Source organism: Lentilactobacillus parafarraginis DSM 18390 = JCM 14109, from assembly GCF_001435895.1.
GTDB lineage: Bacteria > Bacillota > Bacilli > Lactobacillales > Lactobacillaceae > Lentilactobacillus > Lentilactobacillus parafarraginis.
Genome location: NZ_AZFZ01000021.1, coordinates 18,240 through 42,707, shown reverse-complemented (window position 1 = coordinate 42,707; position 24,468 = coordinate 18,240). Strand labels below are relative to the sequence as shown.

The 24,468-nt window shown below is 46.4% G+C and carries 22 protein-coding genes; 8 read left to right on the top strand and 14 right to left on the bottom strand.

All coding sequences use genetic code 11. The features are described 5' to 3' along the window. A partial coding sequence (locus FD47_RS06650) for an aldo/keto reductase (RefSeq protein ID WP_056980298.1) occupies window positions 1-797 on the top strand: 797 nt, incomplete at its 5' end. A gap of 193 nt (window positions 798-990) precedes the next feature. Here FD47_RS06650 and FD47_RS06645 read toward each other — a convergent pair. The 3 genes from FD47_RS06645 to FD47_RS06635 are packed head-to-tail and all read right to left on the bottom strand — an operon-like array spanning window position 991 to window position 3,730. After that, window positions 991-1,542 (bottom strand): ferritin-like domain-containing protein, encoded by a 552-nt coding sequence (locus FD47_RS06645; RefSeq protein WP_054734106.1) that lies wholly within the window; start codon window positions 1,540-1,542, stop codon window positions 991-993. A 12-nt stretch (window positions 1,543-1,554) separates the two neighbouring features. Further along, entirely contained in the window at window positions 1,555-1,779 is a 225-nt protein-coding gene (locus tag FD47_RS06640) for a heavy-metal-associated domain-containing protein (protein WP_054734103.1), read from the bottom strand. A 40-nt stretch (window positions 1,780-1,819) separates the two neighbouring features. Further along, complete coding sequence (locus FD47_RS06635) at window positions 1,820-3,730, bottom strand: heavy metal translocating P-type ATPase (RefSeq protein WP_054734100.1); 1,911 nt, start codon at window positions 3,728-3,730, stop codon at window positions 1,820-1,822. Between the two features lie 167 nt (window positions 3,731-3,897). Between FD47_RS06635 and FD47_RS06630 the strand changes: the two genes are divergently transcribed. From FD47_RS06630 to FD47_RS06615, 4 genes are all read left to right on the top strand, one after another. Continuing rightward, window positions 3,898-4,539 (top strand): NAD(P)H-binding protein, encoded by a 642-nt coding sequence (locus FD47_RS06630; protein ID WP_008215485.1) that lies wholly within the window; start codon window positions 3,898-3,900, stop codon window positions 4,537-4,539. 259 nt (window positions 4,540-4,798) lie between these two features. Then, window positions 4,799-6,139: an ammonium transporter gene (locus FD47_RS06625; RefSeq protein ID WP_054734097.1), complete on the top strand. Its 1,341-nt coding sequence runs from the start codon at window positions 4,799-4,801 to the stop codon at window positions 6,137-6,139. Between the two features lie 103 nt (window positions 6,140-6,242). After that, window positions 6,243-6,725 carry an 8-oxo-dGTP diphosphatase gene (locus FD47_RS06620; protein WP_056980297.1) on the top strand — a complete coding sequence of 161 codons (483 nt, stop codon included), beginning with the start codon at window positions 6,243-6,245 and terminating at the stop codon, window positions 6,723-6,725. Window positions 6,726-6,779: 54 nt separating this feature from the next. Further along, window positions 6,780-7,670: a diacylglycerol/lipid kinase family protein gene (locus FD47_RS06615; protein ID WP_054734090.1), complete on the top strand. Its 891-nt coding sequence runs from the start codon at window positions 6,780-6,782 to the stop codon at window positions 7,668-7,670. A 225-nt stretch (window positions 7,671-7,895) separates the two neighbouring features. On the opposite strand, the gene FD47_RS06610 is transcribed toward FD47_RS06615, so the two are convergent. From FD47_RS06610 to FD47_RS06570, 9 genes are all read right to left on the bottom strand, one after another. After that, window positions 7,896-9,323, bottom strand: a complete 1,428-nt coding sequence (locus FD47_RS06610) for an NAD-dependent succinate-semialdehyde dehydrogenase (RefSeq protein WP_056980295.1) — start codon at window positions 9,321-9,323, stop codon at window positions 7,896-7,898. Window positions 9,324-9,628: 305 nt separating this feature from the next. Next, window positions 9,629-10,990 (bottom strand): MFS transporter, encoded by a 1,362-nt coding sequence (locus tag FD47_RS06605; protein ID WP_054734087.1) that lies wholly within the window; start codon window positions 10,988-10,990, stop codon window positions 9,629-9,631. Between the two features lie 92 nt (window positions 10,991-11,082). After that, window positions 11,083-11,532, bottom strand: a complete 450-nt coding sequence (locus FD47_RS06600; RefSeq protein ID WP_008215476.1) for a universal stress protein — start codon at window positions 11,530-11,532, stop codon at window positions 11,083-11,085. A gap of 35 nt (window positions 11,533-11,567) precedes the next feature. Next, window positions 11,568-13,163 carry an Nramp family divalent metal transporter gene (locus tag FD47_RS06595; protein WP_054734084.1) on the bottom strand — a complete coding sequence of 532 codons (1,596 nt, stop codon included), beginning with the start codon at window positions 13,161-13,163 and terminating at the stop codon, window positions 11,568-11,570. A gap of 333 nt (window positions 13,164-13,496) precedes the next feature. Further along, window positions 13,497-13,946 carry a MarR family winged helix-turn-helix transcriptional regulator gene (locus FD47_RS06590; protein ID WP_054734081.1) on the bottom strand — a complete coding sequence of 150 codons (450 nt, stop codon included), beginning with the start codon at window positions 13,944-13,946 and terminating at the stop codon, window positions 13,497-13,499. A gap of 15 nt (window positions 13,947-13,961) precedes the next feature. Next, window positions 13,962-15,713, bottom strand: a complete 1,752-nt coding sequence (locus FD47_RS06585; RefSeq protein ID WP_054734078.1) for an ABC transporter ATP-binding protein — start codon at window positions 15,711-15,713, stop codon at window positions 13,962-13,964. After that, window positions 15,710-17,476 (bottom strand): ABC transporter ATP-binding protein, encoded by a 1,767-nt coding sequence (locus tag FD47_RS06580; RefSeq protein WP_056980293.1) that lies wholly within the window; start codon window positions 17,474-17,476, stop codon window positions 15,710-15,712. The genes FD47_RS06585 and FD47_RS06580 overlap by 4 nt, the downstream gene beginning before the upstream one ends. 285 nt (window positions 17,477-17,761) lie before the next feature. Next, a complete protein-coding gene (locus tag FD47_RS06575) occupies window positions 17,762-18,319 on the bottom strand; it encodes a hypothetical protein (RefSeq protein ID WP_054734075.1) in 558 nt (185 codons plus the stop codon). A gap of 89 nt (window positions 18,320-18,408) precedes the next feature. Next, window positions 18,409-19,260 carry a helix-turn-helix domain-containing protein gene (locus FD47_RS06570; protein WP_056980291.1) on the bottom strand — a complete coding sequence of 284 codons (852 nt, stop codon included), beginning with the start codon at window positions 19,258-19,260 and terminating at the stop codon, window positions 18,409-18,411. 559 nt (window positions 19,261-19,819) lie between these two features. On the opposite strand from FD47_RS06570, the gene FD47_RS06565 reads away from it, so the two are divergent. The 3 genes from FD47_RS06565 to epsC are packed head-to-tail and all read left to right on the top strand — an operon-like array spanning window position 19,820 to window position 22,480. Continuing rightward, window positions 19,820-20,731 carry a PLP-dependent cysteine synthase family protein gene (locus FD47_RS06565; protein WP_054734072.1) on the top strand — a complete coding sequence of 304 codons (912 nt, stop codon included), beginning with the start codon at window positions 19,820-19,822 and terminating at the stop codon, window positions 20,729-20,731. Window positions 20,732-20,772: 41 nt separating this feature from the next. Beyond that, complete coding sequence (locus FD47_RS06560) at window positions 20,773-21,957, top strand: trans-sulfuration enzyme family protein (protein ID WP_056980289.1); 1,185 nt, start codon at window positions 20,773-20,775, stop codon at window positions 21,955-21,957. After that, window positions 21,923-22,480 carry a serine O-acetyltransferase EpsC gene (gene epsC / locus FD47_RS06555; RefSeq protein WP_056980287.1) on the top strand — a complete coding sequence of 186 codons (558 nt, stop codon included), beginning with the start codon at window positions 21,923-21,925 and terminating at the stop codon, window positions 22,478-22,480. The genes FD47_RS06560 and epsC overlap by 35 nt, the downstream gene beginning before the upstream one ends. A gap of 180 nt (window positions 22,481-22,660) precedes the next feature. On the opposite strand, the gene uxaC is transcribed toward epsC, so the two are convergent. Then, a complete protein-coding gene (gene uxaC / locus FD47_RS06550; RefSeq protein ID WP_054734070.1) occupies window positions 22,661-24,073 on the bottom strand; it encodes a glucuronate isomerase in 1,413 nt (470 codons plus the stop codon). Next, entirely contained in the window at window positions 24,073-24,444 is a 372-nt protein-coding gene (locus tag FD47_RS06545; RefSeq protein WP_054734067.1) for a hypothetical protein, read from the bottom strand. Before FD47_RS06545 ends, uxaC begins: the two co-directional genes overlap by 1 nt. Window positions 24,445-24,468 lie beyond the last annotated feature (24 nt).

Sequence of the window (24,468 nt, the reverse complement as noted above, 5' to 3'; positions counted from 1 at the left end):
AACTCAATTTAGATCTCAAACAGTTTCTTAGATCCCATCCCGACGTTCATTTCACCACTAAGATCGGTCGGAAAGAAGAACCTCTCTCCATTGAACACTTCAATCCTGCCAATCTGACCCGCTACGTTGAAGAATCGCTTAAGAACATGCAGGTTGATGCTTTGGACATGGTGCTGCTGCACTGCCCGCCGATGCCAACCTACTACATGCCCGAAACCTTCTTTACAATGGATAAACTCAAAAAGGAAGGTAAAATTAAAAACTATGGTGTCAGCGTTGAACGAGTTGAAGAAGGCATCAAGGCCCTCTCATACGACATTTCTGCCGTTGAGATTATCTTCAATATGTTCCGGCTACGCCCTGCCGATCTCTTTTTCAACCTGGCAAAGCATGCCAACGTTGGCATTTTGGCCCGGGTACCGCTAGCAAGTGGTCTGTTGACCGGTAAGTACACCAAGGACACCAAATTTGCGCCGGAAGATCACCGGACAACCAACCGAAATGGTCAGCTCTTCGATAAGGGTGAAACCTTCTCCGGAGTGGATTATTTAACCGGCGTTAAGGCGGCTGATGAACTCAAACGCCGCTTGGGCACCGATAACCTCGCCGCCATGGCGCTGCGCTTCATCCTCATGTACGACGCCGTTTCTGCCGTCATCCCCGGTGCCAGCAACCCAACCCAAATCGATCGCAACACCACGGCTGCCGACTTGCCAGCATTAACTGATGAACAACTGGATATTGTTCGCGATGTTTACGATAAGTACATTAAGAATCCGGTTGAATATTTGTGGTAGTTTAAGATCTATCAAAATAAGGATAATTGGCAATCCACCTAGGGTTGTCAATTATCCTTATTTGTTAATGCCATCGTTTCCATTTCAAACAGTCAATAAAAACATAAAGCAAGCCTCATGATCGTTAGCATAGTGATCATGAAACTTGCTTTAATTTTCCGCTTACAGAGATTCAGTTATCCTTAGAAAAATCTTAGTCATCCTCGTCCTCATCTTCATCCAGTCCTTCCCGCGGCGTCTTGCCGAGAAGTCCCTGGAGGGTGGCGATTTCATGGTTGTTACTGGCAAGCAAAGTCGTCAGGTAGGTGGCCAACACTGGTCGGTCTTCCTTTTCGGCCAACTTGATTGCCCGGGTCACGAACATATTGTCCGTGTCGTAATCGTGCGCGAAATCATTAATCAGCCATTCAGCGTCTTCGTACTTATTCTGGCCGTTTTCCTGGAGCATTGCGTATTCGCCAAACTCTTTTTGCGTCGACGGCGTGATCAGGTTCTCATCCACTAAGACCTGTCCCAAAGCATCCCGCTGCTGCTGGGCTTTGGTTAGCAAGTCGCCAAAGTAACGCTTCAAACTAATGGCGTTTATGCCCTTCACGTACCACTTAGCCTGCTGCAGTTTATCTGCTAGGACTACCAAGTTTGAGACAATGTGGCCGGTCATGGCCCCAGCTGTTGGTGTGTGGTGATCGATATCGGCTTGCTTAACTTCTGCTGCGAATAATTTTTCTGGCGTTGCTGTTGTCATTTTTCCACCCCGTTATGATTTAACTTTGACTGACTTAACTTCGTATCCAAGATCGCTAACCACATTTGATAACTGGTCTGCTGAGACCTGATCGGCATCGAATTCGGTTTTAACCTTTGCGGCGTTAAAGAGAACCTTGACGGTATCAACACCGGCTTGTTTTTCCAGTGCGCCCTGAATTTTTTGCATGCATGACGGGCAGGACAATGCATCCAGTTGTAAGATTGCTTTACTCATATTGAATTCCTCCAATTTCTAAGTTCCTTAACTTCACTTATTAGGATAACTTAACTTCAGTTGCGGATAATTGATCTGAATCAAGTTTTGGGGTTTTAATTCTAAATTTGATCAATCGCATGGCATTGAAAATAACGACCAGGATGCTGGCTTCGTGGACAAACATCCCGCTGGCCATGTAGATAACGCCGACTAGCAAGCCAAGTAACAGGAAGGCCACCGTTCCAACGGCGATCACGATATTTTCCTTGGTGTTCAAAACCGTCTTGCGGGCCAATCCAAACGCATGAACCAATTCGTCAAATCCGGAGGACATCAGCACCACATCAGAAGTTTCAACCGCAACGTCGGTCCCGCTGCCCATGGCAATCCCAATATTGGCAGTTGCCAGCGACGGACTATCGTTAATCCCGTCACCAACAAACGCAACCGTGTGACCGCTCTTCTGGAAATCCTTTACAAAATTAACCTTGTCTTCAGGCATCAATTCAGCGTGAACCTCATCGATTCCGAGCTGACCAGCAACTGACTGCGCCGTGAGCTGGTTATCCCCCGTTAGCATCACCGTTTTCTTGACGCCGGCCTTCTTCAATAACTGAAGACTTTCCTTGACGCCTGGGCGAATCACGTCCGAAATTCCGATAATCGCCTGAACCTTGCCGGCAATCGCAATAATGACTGACGAACTTCCCTGGTGTTGAATTTCCTGTAAATCACTACTTTGGGTTGCGGTTAACTCAATTTGATGGTCAGTCATCAACTGACGATTGCCGATTAACACATCCTGCCCATTAACCTGAGCTAAAATCCCGCGGCCCTTAATGGTATCACTAGCGGTCACTTCAAGCTGATCAAAATCACTACCGTGGGTTTTGGCATATGCCACAACCGCCTTTGCCAACGGGTGATCAGATTCCTTTTCAACGGCGGCGGCATAGGCTAATACGCCATCGTTATCAGAACTGTTCTTGAAATGGGTAACGGCGGTTTTGCCTTCCGTGAGGGTTCCCGTCTTATCAAAGACAATCGTATCAACTTTGCTCAACGTATTCATAACGTCGCCGCCCTTAATCAGGACCCCGTTCTTCGCCCCATTGCCAATTCCGGCAACGTTGGAGACCGGCGCCCCAATCACCAAGGCCCCTGGGCATCCAAGAACCAGAACGGTGATCGCTAAGCGAAAGTCTTGAAAGATTAGGCCAACGAGTAAGGCAATGACTAATACAGCCGGTGTATAGTAAGTTGCAAATTTATCAATAAACTTTTCTGCCGGTGACTTGGTATCCTGAGCATCTTCAACCAGCTCAACGATCTTGCCAAACGTGGTGTCATCGCCAACTTTAGTAGCCCGAACTTGAACGGTTCCGTTGTCCAGCATGGTCCCGGCGTATACCGGATCCCCAGTTGTTTTGGCAGCGAGCTTCGATTCACCATTAATGCTGGCTTCGTTCAAATGACCGGATCCGGAAACAATTTCACCATCAACCGGAACTTGAGCCCCGGTCTTGACTAAAACGACGTCGCCAACATCGACAAAGTCCACGTCGGTTTCTTCAGTCGACCCGTCGTCTTGAACAACATCAGCCGTTGTGGGGGCCATTTCCGTTAAATCCTTAATGGCGTGGCGGGTCTTAGCCAACGTTTTGTCTTCCAAAAACGTTCCGAAGAGAAACAGAAAGGTAACGATTGCCGACTCATTATATTCGCCAATCAGAAAGGCCCCAATAACGGCGATACTCACCAGCAGTTCAATACTGATGGTCCTAAATCGCAGGGCTGAGAAAGCCCGCATCATGATTGGCACCGCTGAGATTACCGACGCGACGATGAAACTGACCGTGTAGATGATATTTGAGCCAATTAGCTTGCCGGCAAAGCCCACGCCGATTAAAATGGCGGTAGCCAACGTAATTTGATTGAGATGTTGATTAATGAATTTTTGGAATTTCATGATTGGTTTACTCCTATCTCTTGATGATGACTCTAGTATAGGAAAGATCCACCAAGAAATAATTGATCGATATCAAGAAAACCGTCATGATTTCAAAAACTTTTCCTTTCATTTAATGGGGAAGAACCGATATACTTAGATTTAGAATACTCACAAGGAGGAATACCATGAAAATTATCGTTATTGGTGCAACCGGTCGGGTTGGTTCCCAAGTTGTCACCAAACTCGCTGCCGACAAGGATAACCTAATTTTTGCCGGCGCCCGCAAGCCGGAAAACATCCATGCACCATCAAACGTGAAACCATTTAAGCTTGATCTGTATGACACTAAGGATGACATTCTGAAGGCACTGCCAGAAGCTGATGCGATTGTCTTCACCGCCGGGTCAGGCGGCAAGGATCTCCTTCAAGTTGACTTAAACGGCGCTGTGAAAGTGATGATTGAAGCTGCCAAACGCGGCATCGATCGCTTCGTCATGCTGAGTTCCCGGGATTCACTAACGCCGGATTCATTTAGCGGCGCCAATCCGTCACCACTGGCTAACTATCTGATTGCCAAGCATTTCGCCGACCTCTGGCTGATTAAGAACACGTCGCTGGATTACACAATCCTGCAACCCACTGCTTTAGTTGAAAAACCAGGATCGGGCAAAGTTTCGCTGGGTGAATTTACCAACTCGGAAAACAGCATCGAAAACGTTGCAGCGGTGCTGGCTAAGATTACGGTATCCAACAACACAATCGGCAAAATCATTGAAATGAGCGATGGCGAAAGCCCAATTGATGATGCAGTCGCTGAAGTTAAATAGTTAATCAAGCAGTTATCCAAATTACGTTGGATAATCGCTTTTTGTTATATTTGTCAGGAGTTCTAACATCTACCGGTTAGCGGTAAAAATATTTTTTAATTGATGACTCAAAGATCAATGATTTAATTTTAAAGCTTTTGGCATCGTTTCCATTTTTTCAACTCTTAAAATATACTAAGAACGTTTCTAACAAAGTCTGGACGAGCCCCAATGATGATGTTAGAATTTATGACATTAAAGAAAAAGGGAAGCGATGCTATTGAATGCTGCAAACACATCTTTTATTATTTTATCCAGTATCCTCGTCCTATTCATGACACCGGGGCTGGCCTTCTTCTACGGGGGCTTGGTGTCGAAGCGCAACGTTGTCAATACCATGTTATCGGTATTCGTCATGACCGGCGTCGCCATTGTCCTCTGGGTCATGGTTGGCTACAGTCTCTCCTTTGAGGGCGACATTCACGGAATTGTCGGGACCCTCCACAACTTCTTCATGAACGGTGTCAAATTAGGAGCGTTAACCGCCACCAAGATTCCGACCGGGATCTATTCGATATTTGAAATGATGTTCGCCATTATTACCCCGGCCCTGTTCGTCGGCGCGGTTGTTGGCCGGATCAAGTTCAACTTTCTGTTGGTCTTCTTAATCCTCTGGTCAATCTTAATCTACTACCCAATGGTCCACTTGGTTTGGAGCGCCCACGGTCTCTTAGCTGGCCTGGGCACGCTGGACTTCGCCGGTGGAACGGTTGTCCATATTAACGCCGGGATTACCGCGTTTGTCTTGTCCGCCTTCTTAGGTAAGCGAATCAAGTTTGGCGATAAGCCACACACCCACTACAACCTGCCATGGGTTCTGTTAGGGGCCACCATTCTTTGGATTGGCTGGTATGGGTTTAACGCCGGGTCCGCCCTGGCCGTTAACAACATTGCCGCTCAGGCAACCATCACCACAACCATGTCAACTGGGACCGCAATGGTTACCTGGATGATTTTGGACATGATTATCTCAGGTAAACCAACTTTGGTTGGGGTATGTACCGGGACATTGTGTGGCCTGGTTGGGATTACCCCTGCCTGTGGCTTTGTCACCATCGCCGGCTCGTTTTGGATCGGCATGTTCTCAACATTCGCCAGTTACTTCTTCGTTAACTACCTCAAAGATCGAATCGGGGTTGATGACGCTTTGGATGCCTTTGGCTGTCACGGTGTCAGTGGGATTGTCGGAAGTATTTTCACCGGCCTGTTCGCTACTAAAGCTGTTAACCCCATCGTCACCCACAACGGTCTCTTCTATGGCGGCGGCTTCCACCAGTTAGGGGTTCAGATCATCGCCACCCTTGCCACCATTATCTTCGTTTCAATTGCGGCATCCATTATTATCAAGCTCCTCGGCCTCGTAATGCCAATGCGGGTTGACCGTAAGGAAGAGGAACTTGGATTGGATAAAGGGGAACACGGTGAGGAAGCTGACTACACCGTTGATATGAGTAACGATGTTGCTGCTTACCAATCTGACTTGAATCTCTATTCCAAGGAGTTCCGGGGGCAGCTGGGAAGTTTGCAGTCGCCGCATGATCCTGGAAATAACCCTCATTAACACACATTCAATAGTATCGTCAAAGTAACCACATCAAAACTGCCTCTGAAGTTTGCTATACTGACTTCAGAGGCAGTTTTAATTTTAAAATGAGGTGATCGAGATGACCTATTCACGTTCAGAACACGTTGAAATGGTGAATATGTGCATGATTTATAACCCGACGACCAAAGAAGTTCTGGTCGAAGATAAAACCGATGTCGCTTGGAAATTTGGCCACACCTTTCCTGGCGGCCATATCGAGAAAAACGAGGGGCTCTATGACGCGATGGTCCGCGAAGTGTATGAAGAAACCGGCTTGCACGTCAGTCACCTAGAATCTTGCGGAACCGTTGAATGGTTCAACCAGGACCCCCTGTATCGCCGATTAGGGTTTCTTTACCGGACGTCTACGTATTCCGGAGCCCTCAAGCAGAGCGACGAAGGCAAGATTTACTGGATGCCGCTGGCTGATCTAAATGAACAGAATACCGCCGAAAGTTTCATGAAGTTTCTCAGGATCTTTACCGATCCCCACGCCGTTGATGCCACATCGCCGGTCATGAATGGATCACTGACCATAATCCCCAAGGAAGCGCCAAAGTAATTTTCACCTTATAATATAGGTACAGGCACCACTTCGATGAAGGAGGCGATTCATGTGGAAAAGAATCTGATTATCTTTAATGCCCAGGCTGGTAAATCTGATAACAACGAAATTGCCAAGAAAGCCAAGGCCGTCCTTGAACGCCATGGCCAAACCGCCGTTCTTAAAGCAACCGATTCGGAGAGTGACGCCATTCATGCGGCTGCGACAGCAACCGATCAATACGACCGCCTTATCACAATCGGCGGAGACGGCTCCATCAACACCGCCTGTGCAGGTTTTTTGCAGGCCGGTAAAGCCATCCCCCTTGGAATTATTCCTGGCGGGACGGTCAATAACTTTGCCAGGGCGCTTAAAATCCCCCTCAATGTTGATCAGGCCATTGATAACCTGGTTTCCGGCATGCCCAAACTCGTCGATTTAGCCACGGTGGGCGACCAGCCCATGGTCAGCAGCCTCACTCTGGGAAAGCTGGCCGATATTTCCCGGGACGTCAAACAATCAGAAAAGCGCCGGTTTGGACCGATTATTTACCTGTTCAAGGGGGTCAAAGCGCTGTTTAAGGATCGCTCCTATAAACTCCGAATAACGGCAAACGGCAAGACGCGGGTTCTAAAAGCACAAATCCTATTAATCACGACCACTAATTCGGTGGGCGGTAACGTTGCCTTTAACCCCGACGCCACCTACGACGATGACTTACTGCAAGTTTTCATCCTGAAGCGGTTCACCCTGCCAAAAATTATCACGTATGGGACGTTCTTTTTAACGGGTAATTTGAAACGGGCCCGCGGCGTTATTTATCTAAAGTGTCGCGAAATTCAGATTGAAAATTTGTCGGCGCAAAAAGTCGAAACCCGCATTGACGGTGATCCCGCCATGAAACTGCCGATTACCGTGAAGGTGAAGCCAAACTTCTTAAGGATCATCCTGCCAAAATCATAGGGTTCTTTGCGTGCCATGCCTTTGAATCAGCACAAGAAATGAAAAAATCGACTAACAGGTTAAACTGTCAGTCGATTTTTCGTTAAGGAGAATGAGAATATCACTTGTAAAGATTGGTATCGCAACACTGGTAAAGAGTCCTCGTGGTCACCCTTGAATATGAGAGCCCAGTGTTACCGACGAGCTGCTCTCAATGAAACAGTTGATAGAATTGGTTATCGAAATTTACTGGTCATCTGGTCCGAAAGCTACCAAGCCACCGGCCGGATTCTTCAGGTTAGGTTTGTCGGCCTTCACAATTAACTGTTCGTTAACAAAAGCAAACTCACCAATGTGACTCATTTCACGCCCGTAACCGGATAACTTAACCCCACCGAATGGTAACTCTGGCAAGGTTGACATGAAGTTGTTGACAAAGACCATCCCGGTTTCAATCTGGGAAGCCACTTCGGCACCGTGGTCAGCGTCGCCGGCGAAGACAATGCCGCCAAGGCCGTAAGGGTTGTCATTGGCAACTTCGATTGCTTCTTCTTCACTGTGAACCTTGTAAACGCAGGCGATTGGGCCAAATAATTCAGTCTTGTAGGCTGGATTGTCTTTGGAAATGTCAGTCAGGATCGTTGGTTTGAAGAATTGTCCCGGCAGATCGATTGGTTCGTTACCATAGACAACCTTTGCCCCATGCGCAATGGCATCATCCAGTTGACCCTGTAATTTTTCCTTAGCCTTCTTAGTATTCATTGGGGCTAAAGTTGTGTTTGGATCAAGCGGATCGCCTGGTTTCAACTGACTGAATTTATCTTTCAAAACATCAACGAACTGATCGTAAACATTATCCATCACAATGAAACGCTTCGATGACGTACATACTTGACCAGTGTTGTAAATCCGTGCCCGCCATGCAATGTCGGCCACGTCATCCATGTTGGCATCTCCCAGTACAACGAATGGGTCCATGCCGCCAAGTTCCATGGTGTTCTTCTTGAGTGCCTTACCGGCAGCCCCGGCAACGGAAGTCCCGCCACGTTCGGAACCGGTCAGAGCGACACCTTGAACCCGTGGATCATCGATTGCTTCGGTTACCTGATCATATGACAGGAATAAGTTGGTCAATGATCCCTTAGGAGCACCAGCTTCAGCGACCACGTCAGCAAACATCTGAGCAGAAGTTGGGGTGTTGGCAGCGTGTTTGAGAATCATCGGGTTCCCAACAATAAAGTTAGGGGCAAATACCCGCATGATTTGGTAGTATGGGAAGTTCCAAGGTTCAACCATCATGATGACCCCGGTTGCGTGGTGCTGAATTTCAGCTTCGCCAGTGGCAATCGTGTCAATCTTTTCCGGTTTCAGAATTTCTTCACCATGATCGGCAAACCAGTCGGCAATAATCGCAACTAATTCGACTTCACCACGGGATTCGCCAATTAACTTTCCCATATCAATGGTACAGGCACGGGCTAATTCATCTTCGTGTTCCCGTAATTTGGCGGCAACGTTATGCAGGATCTTGGCCCGATCCGCAATTGGCTGTTTCTTCATCGTCTCATATAAATCATGCCCAGTTGCCAGGGCATCTTGTAATTGATCATCAGTTGCGAACGGATATTCCTTAACAACCTCGTTGTTGTAAGGGTTAACAGTTCTGTATGCCATGTTATAGCCTCCTAAAAATGACTTTCAATTAAACGACGTCTTATCATCCGAGGTGTCCCAATCGATGGACCACCTATGTAATTTATGAAGACATCTTTAAGCATCTACTAGAAGAATAGCACATTCTGAAAATGGTTACAATTAATTGCCTTGTGATTTTCAAAACCACATTCACTATACCGTTACTGACATAATCTATTGATGAAAATAACTTTCATTCACAATAAAAAAGTGCATAAAAAAAGGATGTAAACCGTATACATCCAAATTAAATTCATTATTTATAAGTAATATCTTTGGAAAAATTAACGTTGGGTGGCATATGCACTGCGCTGCGCGGTGGTGTCCTTGATCATAAATGCCAATCCCAAAGCGGCAATTTCCATGACCAAGAAGGTCGCAAACACCGCGTTAAAGTTCCCGTTCCCCAAAATCACGGTTGCCAGCACAATCGCCGTGGATCCCATGATTTGGCGGAAGGTCGCAATAATGGATGACCCGTGGGGAATCAAATCATTGGTCAATGAATTGGCACCAAGTGTGGTTGCCGGCATCATCGCAAACGCGTTGCCGGCTTCGACAATCATCGTGCAGATAATCCCGACCCAAATATTTCGTAACCCAGATAGCAGCAGTAAACCGCCCCAGCCAATGATGAATAAGCCAAAGCCAATGGCGATAACCGGTTTAAAACCAATTCGGTCGGCTAAACGGCCGCTTCGCCGGTTTAACCATGATAGAAAGGCAGCGGCTGGTACCAGCGCCATCCCGGACCAAAACGGGCTCAGTCCCAAGGCCTGTTGGTAGTATAACGGCATCACGATGGTAATCGTAATCAGGGACATATATGAGAGTGATGTTAACGCAACCCCCAAATCAAAGTTCCCGATCTTCAAAATATCCAATCGCAGAAGCGGCATCGGCATCTTCAGCTGACGACGAACAAATAAGTAAAGCAGAATGACCGACACAATCAGGATTCCCCAATTAACGTAATTGGTAACCGTCATATGAGAAATTTCATTAATAAAGTAAAGTAATCCAATGATTCCTAAAGACATAAAGACGGAAATAAAATCGAAATGTGTCGTTTTTAATTTCAACGGACTGACAACCGTCTTCAAAGCAAGCAAAAATACTGCCGAGAGAACAACCAGGAAGAACCCAAAAATCGCCTGCCAGCTCATCACTTGAAGAATGACCCCGGAAACAATTGGTCCAACGGCGAGCGCCGACCCCATTACCAAGCCAACGGTCCCCATAACCGTTCCCCGTTTATCCTGAGGCGTAATTTCCAGAATAATGGACTGGTAGGAAGGAAAAAGCACCCCGACACTAAAGCCTTCCATCAGCCGGCCAACCATCATAATCAAAAAGTTGGGCGCAAAAATCACGATTAACGTGCCGACGACAAAGTTAATCAGCAGCGTTAAGTACAGCGGCTTGAATCTAAAGTTATCCATGAGCCACGGGGATAACGGCATGACCACTGACATAATCAGCATAAACCCGGTGGTCAGCCAAGCGATCGTGCTCGCCGGCAAATTAAAGTAGCGCATAAAAGTTGGGTACGCCGTCGATAATGACGACTGGCTAATCGACATGGTAAATGTCCCTAACAGCAGTGTTCCCACAAACCACTTTCGACTCTTTTCAGTTAACACCATTTTGATCTTCCCCCAAAAAATGCAAAAGAAGCGAGTACGGTGTGATCGTACCTGCTCCTTTCGCTGAATTGTGATTTAATTATCTATTTCAATTATCGCACAACCATCACTGAAATTGGTGAATATTTTGCCATATAAGCAGCTTGGGAACCAAAGTACTTGCGAACCCCAGTTTTTGACAACGAACCAACAATTAACAAATCAGCCTTAACTGCTGGAATAATCGTCTTAACGATCACTTCACCAGGATCGCCTTCGTCAATGACAGTATCAACCTTTTTAACCCCGGCACGCAGCGCCAAATCACGATACTGATTGAGATGTTGCGCCAGTTCAGCGCGTTCGCCATGCACGTAGTCTTTGCTGAGTGCTTGGTAAACATTCATATCATCGTGCTCCAATACGGAGGTAATGATAAGGTCTGCGTCTGACATCCGGGCTTCGGAAATTGCGTACCGAAAGGCCAGCTGTGCATCAGGTGAGTCATCAACACCAACTAAAATTCGTTTAAATTTTGTGTGTGGCATATCATTATTATCCATTAAATTGTGTCCCTCCCTCTGATTAAATAATAACGCTAATCATTCGCACTTTCATCATAATGTTCAGCCGTTGTTTCAAATCGTTGCGGCATTTTATTGCGACTTTGATAAAGGTCGTAAACGGTCCAAATGAGCAGGAGCACAATGGCAACAATAATGACGTACGCGATGGTATGGGCGAAAGTTAATTGACTCGCCGAAGGGTTATCGCCAAAGAAGCTGGCGATATTATCGGGCAAGCCCTTCATATTCAGAAATGTGAGGGCTAAAACGGAGAACCACCCCAGAACCTTAACCCATAGCGTGTTCTTAAAGCGCTCACCCATTTCCTTTGAATTATCCGTCATCATGAGTAACGGCAACATTGAAAATGGCAGGGCAAACGCCAGAAATACCTGGGAATTATTCATCAATGTGTTCAACGCCTCGTGCTGCCGAATCGGCGATTGGCCGCTGGTCATTGCCACGCAAATTAAAACCGGAATGACTGAAATTAATCGCGTAACCAGACGACGAAGCCACAGCGGCATCTTCATATGAATGAAGCCTTCCATGATAACCTGTCCGGTTAACGTTCCGGTAATAGTTGAATTTTGACCTGAAGCCAGCAACGCAACGGCAAACAGAATTGATAAGATCCCGGACTTGGCAACCGCAATCAAAATCCCGTTGCTGAGCATTGATGTATTCGATAAGGCATCAAACAGCCCAAAGAACGATGGGTCTTTAACGGCCCCGGTCTTGAATACGGCAACTCCCATGATCAATAGCAGTGAGTTGATCACGAACGCAAATGACAGCTGGATATTTGAATCCCAAGTTGAAAAGCGAACCGTTCGAGCAACATCTTCCTGGTCATTATGATCAACCTTTCGCGTTTGCGAAATTGCCGAGTGAAGATACAGGTTATGGGGCATTACGGTGGCCCCGATAATTCCCAAGGCACCCGTTAATGGTGTATCGCCATTGACATGATCGGTACCTGAGAATGTTTGGCCAGTTGGAATCAATCCCTTAAACATCGCCGCGAAGTTTGGTTCGGACAAAGCAACTTCGTAAACAAATACAAATAAAATGACAAGAATCAAACAAACAACAATTGCTTCAATTTTTCGAAACCCAACCTTCGTCAATAATAGCAAAAGCAGCACATCAAATACCGTGATGAATACGGCATACACAAGCGGAATGTGGAACAAGAGATAAAGGGCAATCGCAGCCCCGATAACTTCGGCAATATCCGTCGCCATAATCGCAAACTCGGTCAAAATCCATAAAACGATCCCAAGGGTTTTGCTGGTTCGCGCCCGAATTGCTTGGGCCAAATCCATCTGAGACACAATCCCCAGTTTAGCCGCCATGTACTGAAGCAACATCGCAATTAAACTCGATATCAAGATAACAGACATTAATAGATACTCAAAGTTTTGACCACCGGTGATTGACGTTGACCAGTTTCCGGGATCCATGTACCCTACTGCAACTAACGCACCCGGTCCAGAATACATAAATAACGTTTTCCAAAACCCGCGCCCCTTTGGAACGGAAATGGTTCCGTTAATTTCTTCCAAGGAAGGGCCGTTAGCATAATGAATCAAATGTTGCTTCTTTGGCGCCTTATTCTTTACCATTGTTCATAAGTACCTCCTTTTAATTTCAAATCTAATGTTACCATGATTTAAATGTAAGTAAACCATATTTTAGGAATACCTAACTTAATAATTGTAAGCGTTAAAAATGGAATTTGCAGTAGGTCAGCAATGGAAGCGGTTATCTGAATAGTAAAAAAATCCCCCTAACGTTTCTCATAAAATTCAGAGACGTTAGAGGGATTGGACTATGGTAAGAAAGCACAGCTATTTGAATTTATCTATGCGATCATCATGGCCATATGAATACCTTCGTTATTTAAGCGGCAGTCAATCACTCATCAGGATCATCACTGCCTTAGAAGCAAAATGCCCCTAGCCCTTTAAATTATCCAAGCAGCTTTTAAGCAGGGTCTTCAACGTTCGAACATCCTGCGTTGACATCCCCCTGGTCATTTTGGCTTCCAAATCAATAAAGGCCCTTTCAAATTCAGGCTGGTGTTCGCGCATTTTCGCTTCGGTTTTAGGAGATAACCGGACCTGCTTAAAACGTTTATCTTCTTGAGAAGGGATGACTTCCACGAAACCGCCTTCCCTTAATCGTTTCACCAAGCCGTTAATTGTCGGGCGGCTCAGGTTAAAAACATTTTCTAGATCGCGCTGATAGATCTCCTGATCGGATTGCTGCAACAGATATCCCAGTAACTGGGCCTGCGTTCCCGTTAGCCCGGGTGCGTCTTCACTGTTGGTGAGCTGATTATCAATGTCGCGTTCAAAAAGCGTATTAACCGCTTTAATTAATGGCCCTAGTTGGACATTATCCATTTACCTACCTCTTCTCTATGCCGTCAAGCTCTCAAACTGACTATTGTATAGATTAGCATAAAAGCCGTTTTGCGACATTAGTTCATCGTGGTTGCCGGTTTCGAGGATTTGCCCATCCTTCAAAACGATAATTTTATCAGCGTTCTTAATGGTCGAAAGACGATGGGCAATAACCAGTGATGTTCGGCCCTTCGTGAGGATATCCATTGCCTTTTGAAGCTGTTCCTCAGTCCGCGTGTCCACCGAACTGGTCGCCTCATCCAAAATCAGCATTGGCCGGTTGCGAACCAGCGCTCTGGCAATGGTCATCAACTGCTTTTGGCCAACTGAAAGGGTAACAGAATCATCGAGGACGGTATTGTATCCCTGCGGCAGCGTTCGAATAAAATGATCAATCCCGACAGCTTGAGCCGCTTCGATCACTCGCCGGTCATCAATTTCTGGATGGTTATACTTTAAATTATTCATCACGGTATCTTCAAATAACCACGCATCCTGAAGCACCATGTCAAACTGCTCCCGGATGCTTTCTTTTGTGACGGTTCGGATATCCTGGCCGTCAATTTTAATTGCCCCGCTGTTAAGCGGATAAAAGCCCATCAGCAGGCTGATTAAAGTCGTTTTCCCAGAACCGGTTGGGCCAACAATCGCGACCTTCTGACCCGGTTCAACGACCGCATTAAAGTCCTTAATGATTGGGGTGTCCTTTTGATAGCCAAACGAAACGTGGTCAAATTCGATTCGGCCACCCGTATCGGTCAGCTCATTTGTGGCGTGGTCGTTGTCAGTATCTTCCGGTTCTTCAAGGAATTCGAGAACCCGATACAATCCGGCCTGAGCGGATTGAAGACTCGCAAACGCTTGAGTCACCTGTGAGAGCGGCTGGGTAAAGATCCGAACGTAAACCATGAACGCCACAACGACCCCAATTGAGATCGTGTTGTTTAACACCAACAAGGCGCCAACAACGCTGACGGCCACGTACCCAAAATTGCCAATGAAGTTCATCAGCGGCTGCATAATTCCGGAAATGAACTGCGATTTCCAAACGCTGGTTGCCAATTTTTCATTCCGGTTCGAAAATTCTTTCCTGGCATTCTCGGTGTTATTGTATGTTTTAACCACTTGGTGGCCGGTGTATGTTTCTTCAACGTACCCGGAAACGGCTGCCAAATTATTCTGCTGCTGATTAAAGTACTTTTGTGAATGCTGCATCAGCAAAATTGTTCCAATCATTCCGATCACCGCGGAAACAATCGCCGTTAAACTTAAGATCCAATTTGTAACTGACATCATCACGATCGTCCCGACAATCAGAACTACAGACGAAATCAGGGTCCCCAAACTTTGGTTCAGGGCCTGCCCAAACGTATCCAAATCGTTTGTGACCCGACTGAGTGTATCACCTTCGTCATGCTTGTCATAGTATGAAATTGGCAGGTGGTTGATTTTCTGACTAATCTTAGCCCGTAAATCGCGGGTGAAATTTTGCGATACGTTAGCCATTAAGAATCCCTGACCATACGACATTAATGCGCCGGCACCATAAATGATCGCTAAAATGATGACGATTTTCATGACGTGGTTCACATCCACGCTGCCGCGTAATCCTTTGGCAATCAAATTGGTAATTTTACTCAGCTGATTGGGGCCGATGATGGTCGTGATACTTCCTAAAGCGGCCAAAACAATCGCAATAATCAGCTGGGGAAAATACGAATGACCATACTTTCGAATTCCGGCAAGAATTCCTGTTTTCTTCTTCATTCGGCCAGTTCCTCCTTTGATAATTGAGAATATGCAATTTCTTGGTAAACCTGATTATTCTTTAATAAGGCTTCATGGGTTCCCTTACCGGCAACCCGTCCATTTTCAAGCACCACAATCTGGTCAGCATCCATAATCGTGCTAATTCGCTGGGCAACAATCAGTTTGGTTGTCTGGCGACGATCTTTTTTCAGCGCATCCCGCAACTGACGGTCAGTGGCATAATCCAGCGCTGAAAATGAATCATCAAACATCAAGATTTCCGGATCCCGCGCAATTGCCCGAGCGATTGCGAGTCGTTGTTTTTGACCACCGGAGAAATTATCCCCGTGTTGGGCAACCGGCGCGTCTAAGCCCCGCTCATCGGCATCAATGAAGTCACGGGCCTGAGCAATGTCCAAGGCCGCATAGATGGTTTGATCGGTCATCTTTTTAGCGCGGGCGTTTTCACCAAAATCAATGTTTGATCGCACGGTCCCGCTGAACAAAACGGCCTTTTGCGGAATGTATCCCATCAGATTATTCAAATCGGATTCGGAATAGTCTCGAATATCAACCCCATCGACCAAAATCCTTCCTGAAGTGACGTCGGCCTGCCGTGCCAGCAAATTCAGCACCGTGCTCTTCCCGCTACCAGTAGAGCCAATAAACGCAATGGTTTGGCCCGGTTCTGCCTTGAACGACAGGTGCTCGATCGCGTTGGCCTCGGCATCCTTAAACTTAAAGGAGACATCCTGAAATTCCACGGTCCCCTTACTGCGAATTGGGGCCTTGGTCTTGGTTTCGTAGTGGATGCCGGGACGCACGGCCAACACGTTGTTAACCCGACCAGCAGAAACCGTTACTCTTGGCAGGATCACAAAGATGATTGACAGCAGCAGGAACGCGAGAATTACCTGCATGGCATATGATGAAAATACGATCATGTTACTGAAAAGTGTGAGTCGGCCCACGCCCATTGCGGCATTTTCAATTAGAATGGCGCCAATTGCATAAACGGCCAGCGTCAATCCATTTGAAATTAACGTCATCACTGGATTCATCAGGGCTAACACCCGATTAGCAAACAGGTTGGTTGAGGTTAACCGATCGTTGGCCTGATCAAACTTCTTATTTTGGAAGTTCTCGGCGTTAAATGCGTGAACCACTCGTAGACCGCTCAAGTTTTCGCGGGTGGTTTGGTTCAATGCATCTGTTAGGCGCTGGACAATCTTGAATCGCGGTTGAACCAGTACCAGAACGAATGTCAGCATGACAACCAACAACAGAACCGCAATCCCGGTTGCCATGGTCCACTGCCACCCCTTATTGGCAATCTTAGTGATCGCCCAGACTGCCATAATTGGCGCCTTGATAATGACCTGAAGCCCCATAGCGATAAATTGTTGAATCTGGGTAATATCATTTGTTGATCGCGTCAGTAAACTAGGAATTGAAAATTGGTTGATGTCCTCAGTCGAGTAATCCATGACCTGATTAAAGACGTTTCCCCGAAGCCGGGCACTAAAGCCGGCGGCAACCCTAGCGGCAAAGTATCCCACAATCACCGCCGAAATCATACTCAGAATTGACAGGCCCAACATAATACTACCGGGTTTTAAAATATCCATTGTTGTGGATCCCCGGGTTCCCAGAGCGTTGGTAATCTGAGTCATATAATCCGGAATTTTCAATTCAAGCCACACCTGCGCCGCAATGAAAACGGTGCTAATGACAATCATTGAATATTCCCGCTTATTGAAGCGTCTTAATAGTTTGAACATTCCGTCATCTCCAATCGACTTGTTAGCATGCTAATCTTTATTGCTCAAGTATTTTGAAAATCAAGCAGCTTTGTTTCATTTAATTAGCATGCTAATCATTATAGCAAGTGGGATTTAAAAGTCAATCATTTAGCGATGATTTTGTTAACCGCCTGACCAGGCAATAAAAAATCGGTTGTCCAATTCAGAAGGACTAACCGATTGTGCGATTAATTTTCATTGATTTTTCACATCATAAAAGCATCAAGGGGCCGACGCTTCTAGAATCTCTGAGCGTCATTTTTGCTAAGCCCGTTCAATCTTTCCAGTTGCAATTGGTAAAGTGGTATGCGGATCATAGTGCATCACACTGCCCTGCACCGTGTCAGGTAACTCCACGGAATCCGGGATGCCGTGAATATAAATCACCCGTTTATCCAATCGGAGATCATCATCGTTAAAGGTTTCTTTGAATTTCTTCTGAATATCAGCTAACGGCACTTTCTTTACGTAATGGAAATGACCGTTCGCATCCGAAGTCGGGTAGGTATCAGTTGGAATGTTCATGTCTTCGGGCTTGTCGTTAAACGGCACCATTGTGGTTCCCGAAACTGGTTCGGTTTCTGGTAAATCAACGTAACCATCATAGTTAGTGTCCTGAGCAGCGGTTGCCGGTTGGGCATCCTGACCATCCGGAAAGCCATGGAAATGCATCCAATGCTGAGTATTTGGTGATGTATGATCCATCGTAATTTCAACGGTTAAGGTATCGCCATCAATCGTAAAGTCAGCTTCCCCCGTTGGCTGATAGCCCAATTTGTCACCATTCAATGCGGTAATCTTTGCTTGATATTTCGTTGCCATTTCAAAAATCCCCTTTATTCGAAAATTGTGTAACCGGTATCAATTGATTACAACTTAAATATACCATGATCCCTTTGACTGGGCACAATTTAGTTTTTCAATCGGTATTCGTTGATCCGGGCAATTAGCTTTTGATTGCCGTTGAATTTCGCGAACACGTATGCCTCGTCGACCGCATCCTGAATTTGCTGGCTGTCGGCCCCCTGCCGGGAATAATTTTGGGCAAGACGAAACTTCGCCCGGGCAACGTAGAAGGTGACATGCTGGGCGGCGCTGAGGTCAACGAGTGATTCCAGCAGCATAGTTCCGGTGGCTGTCTCGCCCCGTTTCGAATAGTAGTCGCCCGTATAAAACAGCATCGTCAGCGATTTCCAAGTGGTCTCAACATCATTAGTCGTAATTGTCTTCAGCCAGGCGGGCATCTTGGCAAAGTAGAATTCGGCACGATCAAACTTCTCCTGTTGCTCAAATGAAAGTCCCAAGCCAACATAGGCCAACTGGGAATAGATTGTTTGGTGGGTTTCATCGTAGCCGTCCAAAATCTGGTCGAAACAAAAGGCGGCATCACTTGGCTGATTGTTTAACGCTAATAAATATCCCTTGATAAACAGATATTCCATTTTTGTATCGTCATTGCCCATTTCTTCCAGAGCCAGGCCGTCGAGGATGCCCAGGGCTTCATCATATTCCATGGTAATTAGGTCAAATTCTGCCCTGGCTAATTTCTCAAACATCTTTGAATCGTGATCAACCGGGCCGGGGAAGATATCACTTAATGAGAGGTTTAATCGCTGGCATAGCTGGGTGAGAATCTTAGTGGAAATCATCTTCCCGCCATTTTCAAATTTACTAATGGTTGCCTGGGTACAGATGCCCCTGGCCAACTCACTCTGAGAGTAGCCCAATTCTTTTCGTCTGGCGATAAATTTCTCAATATTCACCCCAAAAGCCCCATTTCCGTATTAATCACGCATCTACTAATTACCCTTATTTTACTTGACCCACCGCAGAATATCAAAATTATTGATAATCGGCAATTCACAATCATGATGATCTTCATATAATTATATGATGGCTTAATCATCACCCAAAACGGTCATTTTCAACATTTTTTAATTATCTTCTCACCATTATTTCATTTTTATTTCGAAAAATCCTTGACACCTGCACCGGGATTGTGTATATTTATGGCAACAGAAAATTCGGAGGTGTCACTATGACTCAATCAATGTTTAATGCGATTAATTGTTGCTGTCGAACAACGCGTTTTTGGCGATGTTCGGCCTGTTAGCATTGACATTTTTTGAGGAATAATGACCTTAAAGAAGTTCAATGTCCACTTGGCTGGAGTTGAACTAAGGGCGCGAAAATTCTGATTTTTCAGAGTTTCGCGCCCTTTTTCTATTTTCTACCAACCAATGACCGTTCAACGATTCATCAAGATCATCTTTCCTGAACCCAAGCTAACAGCCACAGCACTCATTCAGAAAGGATCTTACCATGCTTATTCAATCCGTTTCCCAACTCATTGGCAACACGCCAATAATCGACCTGCAAATTGACATTCCCCACCACAGTCACATTTACGCCAAGTTAGAAATGTTTAATCCCGGCGGCAGTATTAAAGACCGCCTGGGCCAATACATGATTCAAGACGCCATCGACCGCGGTAAAGTAACTGAAGGAGAGACCACCATTATTGAACCAACCGCCGGAAATACCGGCATTGGCGTCGCCCTCGCTGCTCAGGAACACCGCTTGCCAACCATCCTCATTGTTCCTGAAAAGTTCAGTTTTGAAAAGCAGCAGCTGATGAAGGCTTTGGGGGCAACCCTCATCAATACCCCGAGCGACCAGGGAATCAAGGGCGCCATTAAAAGAGCCCGCGAGTTGGCAGCGAAGACGCCAAACAGTTTTGTGCCAATGCAGTTTGAAAATCCAGCCAATCCGGCGACTTATTACAACACCCTGGCGCCTGAGCTGGTAGCGGACGTCCCCGCCCAAATTGATGCGTTCGTTGCGGGCGCAGGCAGCGGCGGCACATTTGCCGGTGTCGCCCGATATCTGAAGGAACAGAATCCGGCAACCCGAACGGTGGTTGTTGAACCCGAGGGTTCCATTCTAAACGGTGGGCCAGCCCATCCGCACAAAACGGAAGGGATTGGCGTCGAATTTGTCCCGCCCTTCTTCAAGGACGTCCAAATTGACGAAACCCTCACCATTGCCGACAGTGACGCGTTCGATCAAGTTAAACAAATGGCCAAAACGCAGGGACTCTTCATTGGCAGTTCCAGCGGGGCCGCGTTAGCAGCCAGTCTCAAAGTAGCCAATGATTTGCCGGAAAACAGTTCAATCGTGACGGTCTTTCCAGACAGCAGTGAGCGTTACATGAGTGAAAATATTTACAACTAATCAACTTAAATCTAACAACTAAAAAAGTGAGGTCAATTATTATGGAATTCGATACAAAATTAATTCACGGCGGCATCAGCGAAGACAAGCACACGGGCGCAACATCAGTGCCAATTTACATGGCATCCACCTTTCACCAACAAAAGATTGGCGAAAACGAATATGAATATTCTCGTTCAGGGAATCCAACCCGAGACGCGGTTGAAAAATTGATTGCCGACCTGGAAAACGGGACCGCTGGATTTGCGTTTGCTTCTGGCTCGGCAGCCATCGATACGGTATTCTCACTATTCTCTGCCGGTGATCATTTCGTCATTGGTAATGATGTCTACGGTGGAACCTTCCGCTTGATTGACGCGGTTTTAAAACGCTTCGGCATGACGTTTACCGTCGTTGATACCCGCGATCTTCAAGCAGTTGAGGCCGCCATCACCCCCGCCACAAAAGCCATTTATCTGGAAACGCCAACCAATCCACTGCTGCGGGTGACTGATATCGCCGCTGTGGCTAAAATCGCGAAAAGCCATGGCATCCTGAGCATTATCGATAATACTTTCTCATCGCCATACATTCAACGGCCCTTAGATCTTGGTGTCGATATCGTTTTGCACAGTGCTTCTAAATATTTAGGCGGCCATAGTGATCTGGTTGCCGGCCTGGTGGTCACGAAAGATCAGGCCCTTGGTGAAAAAATTGGCTACCTGCAAAATGCCATCGGCGGCATTTTGGCCCCGCAGGAGAGCTGGTTATTGCAACGCGGCATGAAGACCCTCTCGCTTCGGATGCGGGCCCATTTAGCCAACGCGGAAGCCATTTTCAACTACTTGGAAAATCAGCCGCTGGTCAGCAAGATTTACTATCCTGGCGACCCTAATAATCCAGATTACGAGGTTGCCAAGAAGCAGATGCATGGATTTGGCGCAATGATCTCGTTTGAATTACAAGACGGTCTTGATCCCAAACAATTTGTCGAACAGCTCCAAGTCATCACCCTGGCTGAAAGTTTGGGCGCGCTTGAAAGCCTCATCGAAATTCCAGCCTTGATGACTCACGGTTCAATTCCCCGTGACATCCGACTTAAGAACGGCATCAAGGACGAATTAATTCGCCTGTCAGTTGGTGTTGAAGATCAAAAGGACTTATTAGCCGACCTGGAACGCGGATTCGATCAACTAAAGGGGAGTCATCAAGATGTTTCAAACAGCAAGGTCCATTCTCAAGCGTGATCCGGCGGCTCATAGTCTGCTTCAAGTGATTCTAACGTACCCCGGAATCCGGGCACTGTTTTGGTATCGGATTGCCCACCAACTCGTCCGCTGGCATCAATACGTTCTCGCAACTTTACTGAGTCAGCACGCCGCTAAAATCACCGGAATTACCATCGCGCCCGAAGCAACCATTGGTAAGCGTGTCTTCATTGATCATGGAGTAGGTACGGTTATTGGGGCAACGGCCATCATTGAGGACGACGTCACCATTCTTCATGGCGTAACCCTTGGGACGCGGCGCATGACGGATCAGGGCCGGCGTCATCCTTACGTCAGGCAGGGAGCTTTCATTGGCGCCAATGCCCAGATACTCGGACCAATCGAAATTGGGCAATACAGCAAAGTTGGCGCTGGTGCCGTTGTGCTGACAAACGTTCCCAGCCATTTGACGGTCGTTGGCAATCCGGCGACGATTGCGCCACACCCAGCTTCAAAAGTCGTAACTGTTTCCTTCAATTACCAAGCGACAAAATCACGATAAAGACGACAAAGTGCGACAAAAAGCGGTTATACTCTGGAAGCTGCTTTTTGTCGCACTCTGTCGTCAATATAAGATTCGGATAGATAAGAAAGGGCTGAGACAAGATATTCTTTTGTCTCAGCCACTTTTTGTCACAATCAGCCCTCATCTGCAGGAACTTCATGTTAATCGAATTCGTTATTAATCGAAAAATCCAAAGTAATCACGAGCATTACTGTAACTAATTTGCTTCACAATTTTGCCAAGGTACTCAAGATCATCTGGTGCCTGGCCATCATTTACCCATTGGGCGATCACATCACATAATACCCGTCGGAAATATTCGTGCCGCGGATACGAGAGAAATGATCGGCTATCCGTCAACATTCCAAGAAAGTTCGGAAACATCCCCACGTTGGCATAAAGCTTCATCTGACTCTCCATGCCATCCCGAGTGTCGTTAAACCACCAGCCAGCGCCAAGATGCATCTTTTGAACCCGACCTTCTTGGAAATTACCCAGAAGCGTTGCAATAGCCATCCAATCATTCGGATTTAATGAATAAAAGATTGTCTTTGGCAAAATTTCGTGCGCCTGGGCATTGTAGAAGAGGCGGCGAATCTGTTCAGTTAAATCAGCCTGCGTCCCAACTGAATCAAATCCCGTGTTGGGGCCGATTTTATCAAACATTGGTTTATTTTGAGAACGGGCAACATTGACGTGATACTGCAATACCCAATCGTGCGTTTTCGCAAGCTTCATCATCGTTTCAACCAATGCGGTTGTAAATTGATTAATCTCTTGAGCCGTTAAGCCGTCATTCGCAATTCCTTTTTTGAAAATATCTTCCAACTCATCGTTAGTTGCATCCGCATAGAAATATGAATTTAAGCCAAGATCGGCAATCCGGCCGCCGTGGTCTGAAAAGAACTGCACGCGCTGTGCCATTGCGTCTTGGAGGTCCTTGATGCTGTTAATTGAAATCCCTGCTGCGGATCCCAATCGTTTCAGATACTCCCCATAGTTTTCGGCAGTGATATTGAACGCATCATCAGGACGCATCCCTGGCAATACCTTGAACGCTAAGTTCTCTTTGGCAAGCAGCTGATGGTACTTCAGATCAGACTCTGGCGCGTCGGTAGTAACAACCACCTGAACGTTGGATCGCGAGATAAGGGCCCGGGGAGTAAAAGCCGGCGTTGCAAGTTGCCGGTTGGCTTCATCCCAGATTTCCTTAGCTGTCGAAGCGTCCAAACGCTTATTGATTCCGAAGAAGCGCCGCAGTTCCAGATGTGACCATTCATATAATGGCGATCCCAACGAATTATCAATTGTTTCAGCCCAAGCAACAAACTTATCGTAATCGTCGGCGTCACCGGTAATCAAGTCCTCGGGAACCCCGTGATCACGTTCGAGCCGCCATTTATAATGATCGCCATACAAGCCTTCATTAATCCAAATCTGGGAAATGTTGGCATAATTTTTATTTTCATAAATCTCTTTTGGCTCAAGATGGCAGTGATAATCAATGATTGGCTGATCTTCAGCATATTCATGAAATAATTTCCGGGCCACATCTGATTTCAACAGAAAGTCATCGTTTATTAATCCCATTACTTATCACCCTCGATTTCTTTGCCAAGTTCATCTAACAGTTCAACCCACGATTTCTTGCCCTGATATTTAACGTCCATACTGCTAACAAAGTGCGTCAAAATAGCCTGGGTGGGTTGGGTAAACTGATTCTTAACGGCTTTCAAAGCTTCATTAATTCGTAAGTCCTCCCACTGCATATAGGTCTGACTAGCCCAACTTTTCCCATCAAAAACCAGGGCAAAGGATTCTGGCGTCATCAAATGGCTGACGTCAACGGAATCTGATAAAGCAATCGTTGCCAGGTCAACTTGGGTGAGATCCTGGTCTGCTAGTGATAAGTTCAATAATTTTTGCTCCGGTTGGTTATAAATAATAATTGATTCAGACATGGTAGAAACATTCCTTTCTCGTGA

Excerpts from the sequence above, each read along its gene's own strand:
- FD47_RS06635 (WP_054734100.1), bottom strand. The coding sequence starts at position 3,730 with ATGAAATTCCAAAAATTCATTAATCAACATCTCAATCAAATTACGTTG.
- uxaC (WP_054734070.1), bottom strand. The coding sequence starts at position 24,073 with ATGGGATTAATAAACGATGACTTTCTGTTGAAATCAGATGTGGCCCGG.
- FD47_RS06545 (WP_054734067.1), bottom strand. The coding sequence starts at position 24,444 with ATGTCTGAATCAATTATTATTTATAACCAACCGGAGCAAAAATTATTG.
- FD47_RS06610 (WP_056980295.1), bottom strand. The coding sequence starts at position 9,323 with ATGGCATACAGAACTGTTAACCCTTACAACAACGAGGTTGTTAAGGAA.
- FD47_RS06580 (WP_056980293.1), bottom strand. The coding sequence starts at position 17,476 with ATGTTCAAACTATTAAGACGCTTCAATAAGCGGGAATATTCAATGATT.
- FD47_RS06605 (WP_054734087.1), bottom strand. The coding sequence starts at position 10,990 with ATGGTGTTAACTGAAAAGAGTCGAAAGTGGTTTGTGGGAACACTGCTG.
- FD47_RS06645 (WP_054734106.1), bottom strand. The coding sequence starts at position 1,542 with ATGACAACAGCAACGCCAGAAAAATTATTCGCAGCAGAAGTTAAGCAA.
- FD47_RS06595 (WP_054734084.1), bottom strand. The coding sequence starts at position 13,163 with ATGGTAAAGAATAAGGCGCCAAAGAAGCAACATTTGATTCATTATGCT.
- FD47_RS06575 (WP_054734075.1), bottom strand. The coding sequence starts at position 18,319 with ATGGCAACGAAATATCAAGCAAAGATTACCGCATTGAATGGTGACAAA.
- FD47_RS06565 (WP_054734072.1), top strand. The coding sequence starts at position 19,820 with ATGCTTATTCAATCCGTTTCCCAACTCATTGGCAACACGCCAATAATC.
- FD47_RS06590 (WP_054734081.1), bottom strand. The coding sequence starts at position 13,946 with ATGGATAATGTCCAACTAGGGCCATTAATTAAAGCGGTTAATACGCTT.
- FD47_RS06560 (WP_056980289.1), top strand. The coding sequence starts at position 20,773 with ATGGAATTCGATACAAAATTAATTCACGGCGGCATCAGCGAAGACAAG.
- FD47_RS06630 (WP_008215485.1), top strand. The coding sequence starts at position 3,898 with ATGAAAATTATCGTTATTGGTGCAACCGGTCGGGTTGGTTCCCAAGTT.
- FD47_RS06620 (WP_056980297.1), top strand. The coding sequence starts at position 6,243 with ATGACCTATTCACGTTCAGAACACGTTGAAATGGTGAATATGTGCATG.
- FD47_RS06585 (WP_054734078.1), bottom strand. The coding sequence starts at position 15,713 with ATGAAGAAGAAAACAGGAATTCTTGCCGGAATTCGAAAGTATGGTCAT.
- FD47_RS06600 (WP_008215476.1), bottom strand. The coding sequence starts at position 11,532 with ATGGATAATAATGATATGCCACACACAAAATTTAAACGAATTTTAGTT.
- epsC (WP_056980287.1), top strand. The coding sequence starts at position 21,923 with ATGTTTCAAACAGCAAGGTCCATTCTCAAGCGTGATCCGGCGGCTCAT.
- FD47_RS06640 (WP_054734103.1), bottom strand. The coding sequence starts at position 1,779 with ATGAGTAAAGCAATCTTACAACTGGATGCATTGTCCTGCCCGTCATGC.